We start from the raw sequence: 7663 nt of genomic DNA, 5'->3' as shown, positions 1-7663 counted from the left end.
TTGGGGCAAAGGCGCGGCTCGCCCGCTTGCCGAAGCCGGAGACATCGGGCCTGCCGCCGATGCAGAGATCCTGGCTCGAGCGCGATACCTTCACCCGTGCCGCCGAGTGGGGCCGCAACCTCGAGGCCCTGGGGGTGCCGGCGTTCGATATGGGTCTGCTGACGCTGGCGCAGGACTTTGCCCGCGGGGCCTCGGAGGAGGTCAAGGCGGACTGCATTCTCCTGCGTCTCGGCCGGAAGACCAAGCTGCTGCCGCTGGTGTCCGACTGGGAGGCGTATGAGCGTATCCTCATGCGTGAAGCCGCTGCTTCTTGGTACGGCAATCTCGTGGGACCTGTGCCTGAACAGCCGGAGGAAGGCTGGACGAACGACCTCAACAAGGTCGAGTGCTATCGTGAATTCGTCTGGCACCGCGAAACCGTGTCTGGAATGCTCGGATCGTCCCTCGGAGAATACCGCCGATACATCCGCAAGCTCTTGCGGGCCGGCGCGCATGTGGAGCCGATTGGTCCGGAGAACCTGGCTCGCGTGCTGGCGTGCAATGACCGCTGGTATGCGGCAAAGGCCGCAAAAGGTCGGATGACGTATCATCGACGGCGTACGGTTTGGACGTTCGAGAACCTGTCTCTGCTGGAGCCGTTGGGCGTGCGCCATCTGGCCGTGGTGCTGGATGACGACGTGATCGGCTACGGCGTCGGCAGCCATCTCGGCGCATCATGGGCCGTTTTTGTTCATCGCAGAGGTGACAATGAATATGACGTAGCTCCCTATATGGATCAGGAGCTATCTAAATTGTACCCCGACCGGCAGTGGATTAACGCCGGTCCCGCAATCCGAAAACCTGGACTTGCTTGGTACAAGGAAAGGTTCACGTTGAATGCCGCCGAAAGGCAGATAACGTTGGGGTGGATACAAGCGTAATCTTCCTCGCGGAGGAGCAGGTCTCATTCCTGCGGCTCGCACGACCGCGGAGGGGGCTCGGTACCGAGCGCTTCGGTCGCGAAGGCGGTGAAAAGATTTATGGCCTCATTATCGGGATCGCCCTGATTGTTGTGATCCGAGGCAAGGATGGCCGCTGCAACACGCAGCAGGGCCGCATAAGACGGCTTCTCTTACGGTTGACGGGACTGATGGCGCCGCGAAATCACGGAGTGGCCCAGTGAGTCTACGGACCGAGCACCTGGCGGCGATTGGCGAACTCGCCCTGAAAGCAAAGCCGTCGGCGACCGTCACTGTGACCCCGAGGGCCTGCACATCCAGGTGCAGGAGCGCTTCAATGACGGCAGCGTGCGAATCAGAACGACTAAAAACCGGATCGTGCCAGGGCACGAGTTCGACCAGGTGGGCGATGAGACACCGCGCCTCGTCGCAGCGCTGATCGACGAAATAATCAAAGAGATGAGATCGAAGAGGTCAGGGCCCGCCAAAGCCGGTCGATCGCAGTAGTTTGACAGCTGTTCCATAAATGATGGAGTTGGACGGCGCCTCTGCTCCCGGCAGCGCCCTATGAGATAGGGTGATTGCCTCAGCGCCAGACAGGGAGCCGCTCCAATGCATGTTACGACTGTTGGTCTCGATGTCGCCAAGCACGTCTTCCAGGTCCACGGCATTGACCAGGATGGACAGGTTCTGATCCGCCGGCAGCTCCGCCGAGGTGAGCTCATTGGCTTCTTCCGGCGCTTGCCAGCCTGCCTGATTGGCATGGAGGCGTGTTCCACCGCCCACTTCTGGGCGCGAGAGCTGGCGGCCCTCGGGCACGAGGTCCGGCTCATGCCTGCGGCCTATGTGAAGCCATATGTCAAACGCAGCAAAAGTGATGCACTCGATGCTGAAGGCATTTGCGAGGCGGTGACCCGCCCGACCATGCGCTTTGTTGCGATCAAGAACCCTGAGCAGCAGGCCGCGCTCATGCTCCACCGCACCCGTGACCTACTTGTGCGGCAGCGGACCATGCTGGTTAATGCTCTACGAGGGCACCTGGCCGAGTACGGCGTCATCGCCCCTCAGGGGCTTCCCAGCGTTCCCAAGCTCATTGAGCTGGCCGAGAAGGCACGCGGCACGGCCTTACCGGAGCTGGCATGGCGCTGCATCCGCTTGATCCTCGCTCAGATCGAGGACGTCCATGGCCGCATTGGCCAGGTCGAGCAGGAGATCCTAGCGTGGCATCGCACGAATGAGCTGAGCCAGCGCCTGGAGACCATCCCCGGCATCGGCCTGATCACTGCCAGTGCCTTGGCGGCTAATATCCCGAACCCGAGCTCCTTCCGCTCAGGCCGGCACTTGGCGGCCTGGATCGGGCTGGTGCCACGGCAGAGCGGCACTGGCGGCAAGGTGCGGTTGGGACACATCTCCAAGCAGGGTGATCGGTACCTGCGACGGCTTCTGGTGTTGGGAGCCTCCACGCTGATGCGACATGCGCGCGGCCGGACCTCAGTTACGGCGGGGTGGATCAACGGGCTTCTGGCGCGCCGCCCAGCCAGCGTGGTCAGAACCGCCATTGCTAACAAGCTGGCACGGATCGCCTGGGCGGTCCTCCAGGACGAGCCAGGATATCGCGCTCCGGCTGCTGCGGCCGCATAGGCGGTCTTGGGAGCTGGACGAGACGTTTGCAGGATTGGTGAGGTGGTGATGGCGTGATGACGAACCGGTCGAGCCGGGGATCAGAGCAGCCCGAGAAGGCCGTTGCGCTCAGACGCAGCATAAACGATAGGGACCTGATCCGCGAACTTCATCAGGGCCAGCGGTCATGTGGCCGCACGACAAGGCCGAACACATGGCTGCACCCGACCAAAGCGTCAAAAGACCAAAACCCTCTTGCCACGCAGGCGCCGTCCACACAGGCCTTCTCGGAATTGCAGCGGCCCTTTCGCGCGCGTGCGACGCTCTCGACAGAAATCCGACTTGCCTGCCCCAGCGGCACGAGAATTAACCATGCTGCGTCTCGTGCTTTCACGAGCTGACACGAAGGCTCCGGAAGAGAGTCTGTTGCGTGAACTATTGCGCTTTACCAGCTCAGATTTGGACAACGTTCATGAAGAGACGCCGCCATCTTACCCCGGCCGAGAAACGCGTGTTGTCTGCTCTCCAGACGCACGGGAGTGCCTTGAGGATCTGGGGCAGCCCCCGCCAGGATGACTACTCGTGGTGGCTCGCGGGCCGGCCGGTGACCCGGGTGATTCATTCCCTGGCCGTGAAGGGACACCTCCAGGTTGAAGGGGACCAAGCCCGTCCCACCGCCAGCCCCATATACGCCTGAGCATGATATCTTAAGCCTCACACGACGCGCCCGCCGGAATCGCCCTAGCGGTACCACGGAGACCGTGACTACCGCAGCGTCAACGGGCGCCTAACCCAATCAGGCCAAGTTGAACGCGGGCCAGCGTTGCGTAGCGGCCCGGTCTCCTACACTCCCCGCTCGGTCATCTCTCATGCCGGGCAGGGTTCTTTTTTAGGCGCGCCTCTGCTTTCCGGAATTTGCATTCCGCAATCGCGCTTCTCGGAAATTCGCGGCTTGTTTCCGCACGCGCGAAACGACTTGCTGAGCCCCGTCCTGGGACAGTTCCAGCCCGCGGCTAAATTGTTCGATGAGAACAGCGTTCTCCACCATCAAGGTACGCAGCCGTTCCCGGAGGGCGTAGTGCTTCCTGCGGAGCGCAAGCCGCTCTGTCCGGAGCTAGTGGTTTCGCGCGATCGCGTCTTCATACCGGGCATGTTGAGGGTCAGCGGGCATGCCCACCCTTACTGATCCGGCTTGGGAGATCTTGAACTACGCGGCATAACGAAATGTCCGATGCCCGAAGAAGCTCCGGCTTCGTTCGGGAAGCTTTGTCAGCCGGCGCATGTGATTGATGACGGTCCGCTTGAGTTCGTGCTTGCTGCGTGCCGGTGGCTTGCGGGTCATGGCGTGCTTGAGATCGACGTTCAGACCCTCGTCCGGGTTGAGTTCGGGGCTGTAGGGCGGCGAGGGGAAGACCCCGATCTTGTCCTGGCGCGCGGCCAACCAGTCCCGCACCGCCTGGGCCCGGTGGACGGGCAGGTTGTCCCAGATCAGGAACGCCTTGCCGTTGGCCTCCTGGATGAGCCGCCCGAGAAAGCGGATCAGGCGCGGGGCCTAGATGCCGTAATGGGCCTGCCGCTCGCGCAGTAGCGGAGCGGGGTGGCTGTCCCTCAAGGTGATGGTGTGAAAACGGGGTCCGAGCGGATCGGCCCCAAGCATCATGAGGGACAGCCATGGAGCAGTATGTCGGAATTGACGTGTCGTTGGAACTGAGCAGCGTCTGTGTGGTGGATGCCAGCGGCAAGATTTTGCGCGAACTCAAGGTGCCGAGCGAGCCAGAGGCCCTGGTCCAGTTCATTCAGCATCTGGAGCCGGCGCCGGTCAGGATTGGCTTGGAGGCCGGACCGCTCTCCCAATGGCTTTTCGCCGGTCTGGTGAGTGCCGGCCTTGATGTCGTGCTGCTGGAGACCCGGCACGTGAAGGCGGCGCTCTCGGCCATGCCGGTCAAAACGGATCGCAAGGACGCCCGCGGCATCGCCCAGATGGTGCGCATGGGCTGGTACCGCCCGGTCCATTGCAAAGCCGAGCACCCCGACGGGAATTCGGACCCATCGGGCTTCAGGGCGACGCAACCGTTGCAGGACGTCCGCACCTTTTTTCGGAATCTCCCGCTCAAGGCGCTGGAAAGCGATCCTCAGAACGCGTTCACCGCGGTCTTTGCTTCTCATCTGGCCCTCACGCTTCCGCCTTGGGCCAGCACTGTGACGCCACCGTGGAAACTCGACATGATTGTTGATCACCAGGGCCCCTGAAGCCAATCGCCCTGACAAGCACTCATCCTTTTTATCCGAGAAATTCCGACCATGACAGGCACTTCCGCCGGAGCCCAAACAGGGCGGGCTGCAAGAATTCCGTTGCCACATGCCCGGCTCCGCCGGATCCAGAGCAGATCCTATGAGATCATCGCCGCCGGCGAACCGGTCGTCACGGTGACCCGGACTGGGCCCGTTTGGGAACTGGCGTGGATCGGCTCTCCTGTGTCCGACTCGTTCGAGTCCCTCCAGCACGCGCGCGAATGGATGCGCTGGCGCTTCAGCCCGCCGACACCCTCGACCCCAACCACCCGTTTCAAAGGATGTGAACCGTGAGGACCTACACTGTCGTTTTCTCGGCGCCCTGGCACGACCACCACGCCGGCTATTGCGCTGTCGTTCAGGCGCCGGATCCTTCCGTGGCCTTCTCGCAAGCGATCGGCGAGGAACTCGGTCGCATGATCACCATCGAGGAGCGCAATCAAGCGACCTTGATCGCCGTCTTCGAAGGAACCGTCACCCTGCTCAACCACGAAATCAAGTTCTGAAGGACTATCATGCCGAAAACAGATCAGCAGATCATCGACGAGGTCAACGCGATCGCGCGCATGAATCTGCGCGTCATCGGAACCGGCTACCAGGTGCTGGCCGGGCATCGCTTCTATGAGGCTACGGATCCCCGCTCCAAGCTGGCCTGGAACCATGCCGTCGATGTCTATGAGTTCGTCACCGGAACCGAGGTCGCGGACGCGCTCTCTGCCGTGCAGGAAGCCGAGCCGGTGCTGCCGACGCGAGATCCCCTGAACCGGCTCGCGCAGGTGGAGGCTCAGAACGCGTGGCTCAAGGAACGCCTCGCAAACCTTCAGCTTCCCGAATTCCGTCGGGCAACCCCGGTCCAGGTCGAGCAGTGGCTCTGCGAGTGCGGCATGCCTGCCGTCTTCGTCGAGGTTGACCGCGCATGATCTTCTGGCGCTGGGAAATTCGCCAGGATGGTTCCGGAGCATAATTCGCGAAATGCAAGGCTATTGTGCTTTCGCGAACCAAATTGCTGCCCGATTTCGGCAGGATTCTCCGGCGAATTGCCAGACGAATTTATTGTTTTGAGGATTTTTCGATGTCCGACACCCTGATTGCGATCGTCGGCGGCGAAGTTCGCGCCGTGGTGGCTCTCGGCTACCACGAGCAGGAAGTTCTCGCGTGGACCCGTGATCCCAAGGTCGAACAGATCGTTCGCGTGCCGGCTGGGCTTGCGAGGCAGTTCCTGTTCGAGAAGTGGCCCGGACTGGAACAGGCCACGCGAGCGACGCCTGATGCTTCGACTCCGAAAGAGGAGTGGCTCGGCCCGGACATGACGACGGTCGAGGCCATGTCGGATTCCGAACTCGGAACTCTCCTCGGCAAGTGGGCCATGGATCTCTGTGGCCACGAACTCGAGAATGCGATCCCGATCGTCGGCGCCCTCAGCGAGGCTGCTAGGCGCCTGCAGGTCTCTTCCCCGGCCGACAGCAGCCTTGACGTAGCTCGGGTGGGTCGGGACGCGAGGCCGCGCAATGCGTAACCTCACCCACAATGAGGCCCTCGTCGGCCGGCGTCTCCCGCCATATCCGAAGCACATCGACACCTATCTTGCGCGCTACGTCAAAGCAGACGGCTCGTACTGCGGGAAGATGTCACCCGTCGAGCCTTGGCTGCGTCCCGCACACAAGAAGGCCCGCGCTGACGGGTGGATCCGCTTCGAGGGCTTGTGCTTCGGCAAGGGCATGGAAGTCTGGTTCCTGACCGAGAAGGGCGAGACGGAGGCTGCGGCCGCCGCGGCAAGAGTCCGGGAGGCGATGCAGGCCCGGGAGCAATGGGCCCGGGAACTCACCGAGATCCTAAAGCGCCGGCAAGAGGCCGGACCTCCCCTGACACCCACCGGAGTCACGAATGTCGTCCTCGGCCAGCACTGATCGAACGGCGCAACCCTGTCCGGCACCCGAGGCCGTGGAGCTCGCCCTCGCGCGCCTCGAGGATTTCATCGCGTCGTGTAAGATGTCGTTTCCCTACATCTCCGAGGTCGAGGGCACCGAGGCCCTCAACCGTCTCGCCCGCGCCGGCGCCGGTCTCGAGCATATGCCCGAGGCTCTGGCGATCTTCCGCTCAATGGCCAGGGCGCTGAATCGAACCTGACGGGCCAAAGCCGCTTGTCGTTGCCCCTGCAGCCCAAAGCCGGTGATGGTCTGAAACAATTATTGCGCGAGAAAGCCCTATTCATGGGCATTCTCTGCCCTTCCGAGGAAAAATCATATGAATGTCTCCCTCGTTCGTATTTCGCTCCCGTTCACGGGAGAAGTTGCCTGCGTCGAAAGCCTGCCCACCAAGGCCGCGGCGCTCGACAAGATGGCGCAGGAGGACGGCTATGCCGATTTTGCCGAATTCTGCCGCGACCGAGGCAAAAACAAGAACGAGGAATTCGGACGCTACGAAATCGAGATCGTCCGCGAACTGCCCGAAAGCCAGTAAGCCATGGAGACCTCCAGCCAAGCCGATCCCGCATGGCACCCGATCGCGTCGGTTCCCAAGAATGGAACCCGGGTCGACCTCCAGGACGCCGAGGGCACGGTCGCCGAGCGATGCCACTGGGGCCTGATCGATGGTCCGGGCTGGTCACAGCACGGCGTCATGGGCTGGGTCTGGGCGCCCGTGGACTTCGTCCCGGTCCGCTGGCGGCTCGCCGCGCCCCGAACTCAGCAGGCGGCTGGATCGACTGAGGGAGTTCCCTCGTAGCAATTTCGATCGCTTTTGTCGCGGCGAGTGATCGCAGCTCCGGGCTCGGCATGCGGCCTTCTCGTGCTGTTGCAAATCGCTCGAACGTG

11 protein-coding genes and 1 pseudogene are annotated in these 7663 nt (G+C 62.4%); 11 read left to right on the top strand and 1 reads right to left on the bottom strand.

Annotation, left to right across the window (positions count from 1 at the left end; translation table 11 throughout):
- Positions 1–134 precede the first annotated feature (134 nt).
- The 3 genes from BN1233_RS39065 (at position 135) to BN1233_RS39045 (ending at position 3255) form a co-directional block, all read left to right on the top strand.
- A complete protein-coding gene (locus tag BN1233_RS39065) occupies positions 135–920 on the top strand; it encodes a hypothetical protein (protein ID WP_147707794.1) in 786 nt (261 codons plus the stop codon).
- 630 nt (positions 921–1550) lie between these two features.
- The gene (locus tag BN1233_RS39050; protein WP_046869072.1) at positions 1551–2579 is read left to right on the top strand and encodes an IS110 family RNA-guided transposase; all 1029 of its coding nucleotides are present in this window, start codon (positions 1551–1553) and stop codon (positions 2577–2579) included.
- Positions 2580–3030: 451 nt separating this feature from the next.
- A complete protein-coding gene (locus tag BN1233_RS39045; RefSeq protein ID WP_048710553.1) occupies positions 3031–3255 on the top strand; it encodes a hypothetical protein in 225 nt (74 codons plus the stop codon).
- Between the two features lie 510 nt (positions 3256–3765).
- Here the strand turns inward: BN1233_RS39045 and BN1233_RS45575 are convergent.
- Complete coding sequence (locus tag BN1233_RS45575) at positions 3766–4098, bottom strand: transposase (RefSeq protein ID WP_280139499.1); 333 nt, start codon at positions 4096–4098, stop codon at positions 3766–3768.
- A 131-nt stretch (positions 4099–4229) separates the two neighbouring features.
- Between BN1233_RS45575 and BN1233_RS45570 the strand changes: the two are divergent.
- The 8 genes and pseudogenes from BN1233_RS45570 to BN1233_RS38990 form a co-directional block, all read left to right on the top strand.
- A pseudogene (locus tag BN1233_RS45570) lies at positions 4230–4577 on the top strand (IS110 family transposase); the annotation flags it as partial.
- A gap of 563 nt (positions 4578–5140) precedes the next feature.
- Complete coding sequence (locus BN1233_RS39020; RefSeq protein ID WP_046869067.1) at positions 5141–5356, top strand: hypothetical protein; 216 nt, start codon at positions 5141–5143, stop codon at positions 5354–5356.
- A gap of 9 nt (positions 5357–5365) precedes the next feature.
- Positions 5366–5770, top strand: coding sequence for a hypothetical protein (locus BN1233_RS39015; RefSeq protein ID WP_046869066.1), 405 nt, complete (start codon positions 5366–5368; stop codon positions 5768–5770).
- A gap of 152 nt (positions 5771–5922) precedes the next feature.
- A complete protein-coding gene (locus BN1233_RS39010) occupies positions 5923–6366 on the top strand; it encodes a hypothetical protein (RefSeq protein ID WP_046869065.1) in 444 nt (147 codons plus the stop codon).
- Positions 6359–6757 carry a hypothetical protein gene (locus tag BN1233_RS39005; protein ID WP_046869064.1) on the top strand — a complete coding sequence of 133 codons (399 nt, stop codon included), beginning with the start codon at positions 6359–6361 and terminating at the stop codon, positions 6755–6757. Before BN1233_RS39010 ends, BN1233_RS39005 begins: the two co-directional genes overlap by 8 nt.
- On the top strand, positions 6735–6977 hold the full coding sequence (locus tag BN1233_RS39000) for a hypothetical protein (protein WP_046869063.1): 243 nt from the start codon (positions 6735–6737) through the stop codon (positions 6975–6977). Before BN1233_RS39005 ends, BN1233_RS39000 begins: the two co-directional genes overlap by 23 nt.
- Before the next feature lie 117 nt (positions 6978–7094).
- Positions 7095–7310 (top strand): hypothetical protein, encoded by a 216-nt coding sequence (locus BN1233_RS38995; protein ID WP_046869062.1) that lies wholly within the window; start codon positions 7095–7097, stop codon positions 7308–7310.
- Between the two features lie 3 nt (positions 7311–7313).
- Positions 7314–7574, top strand: coding sequence for a hypothetical protein (locus BN1233_RS38990; RefSeq protein ID WP_046869061.1), 261 nt, complete (start codon positions 7314–7316; stop codon positions 7572–7574).
- The last annotated feature ends 89 nt before the right edge of the window (positions 7575–7663 follow it).

Origin of the sequence: Microvirga massiliensis (genome assembly GCF_001006805.1) — a bacterium.
In the GTDB taxonomy this organism is placed as follows: domain Bacteria; phylum Pseudomonadota; class Alphaproteobacteria; order Rhizobiales; family Beijerinckiaceae; genus Microvirga; species Microvirga massiliensis.
Note: the sequence above shows the minus strand (reverse complement) of the source record. Positions and strands in the feature narration are given on the sequence as shown.

Excerpts from the sequence above, each read along its gene's own strand:
- BN1233_RS39050 (WP_046869072.1), top strand. The coding sequence starts at position 1,551 with ATGCATGTTACGACTGTTGGTCTCGATGTCGCCAAGCACGTCTTCCAG.
- BN1233_RS39045 (WP_048710553.1), top strand. The coding sequence starts at position 3,031 with ATGAAGAGACGCCGCCATCTTACCCCGGCCGAGAAACGCGTGTTGTCT.
- BN1233_RS39015 (WP_046869066.1), top strand. The coding sequence starts at position 5,366 with ATGCCGAAAACAGATCAGCAGATCATCGACGAGGTCAACGCGATCGCG.
- BN1233_RS39010 (WP_046869065.1), top strand. The coding sequence starts at position 5,923 with ATGTCCGACACCCTGATTGCGATCGTCGGCGGCGAAGTTCGCGCCGTG.
- BN1233_RS39005 (WP_046869064.1), top strand. The coding sequence starts at position 6,359 with ATGCGTAACCTCACCCACAATGAGGCCCTCGTCGGCCGGCGTCTCCCG.
- BN1233_RS39000 (WP_046869063.1), top strand. The coding sequence starts at position 6,735 with ATGTCGTCCTCGGCCAGCACTGATCGAACGGCGCAACCCTGTCCGGCA.
- BN1233_RS38995 (WP_046869062.1), top strand. The coding sequence starts at position 7,095 with ATGAATGTCTCCCTCGTTCGTATTTCGCTCCCGTTCACGGGAGAAGTT.
- BN1233_RS38990 (WP_046869061.1), top strand. The coding sequence starts at position 7,314 with ATGGAGACCTCCAGCCAAGCCGATCCCGCATGGCACCCGATCGCGTCG.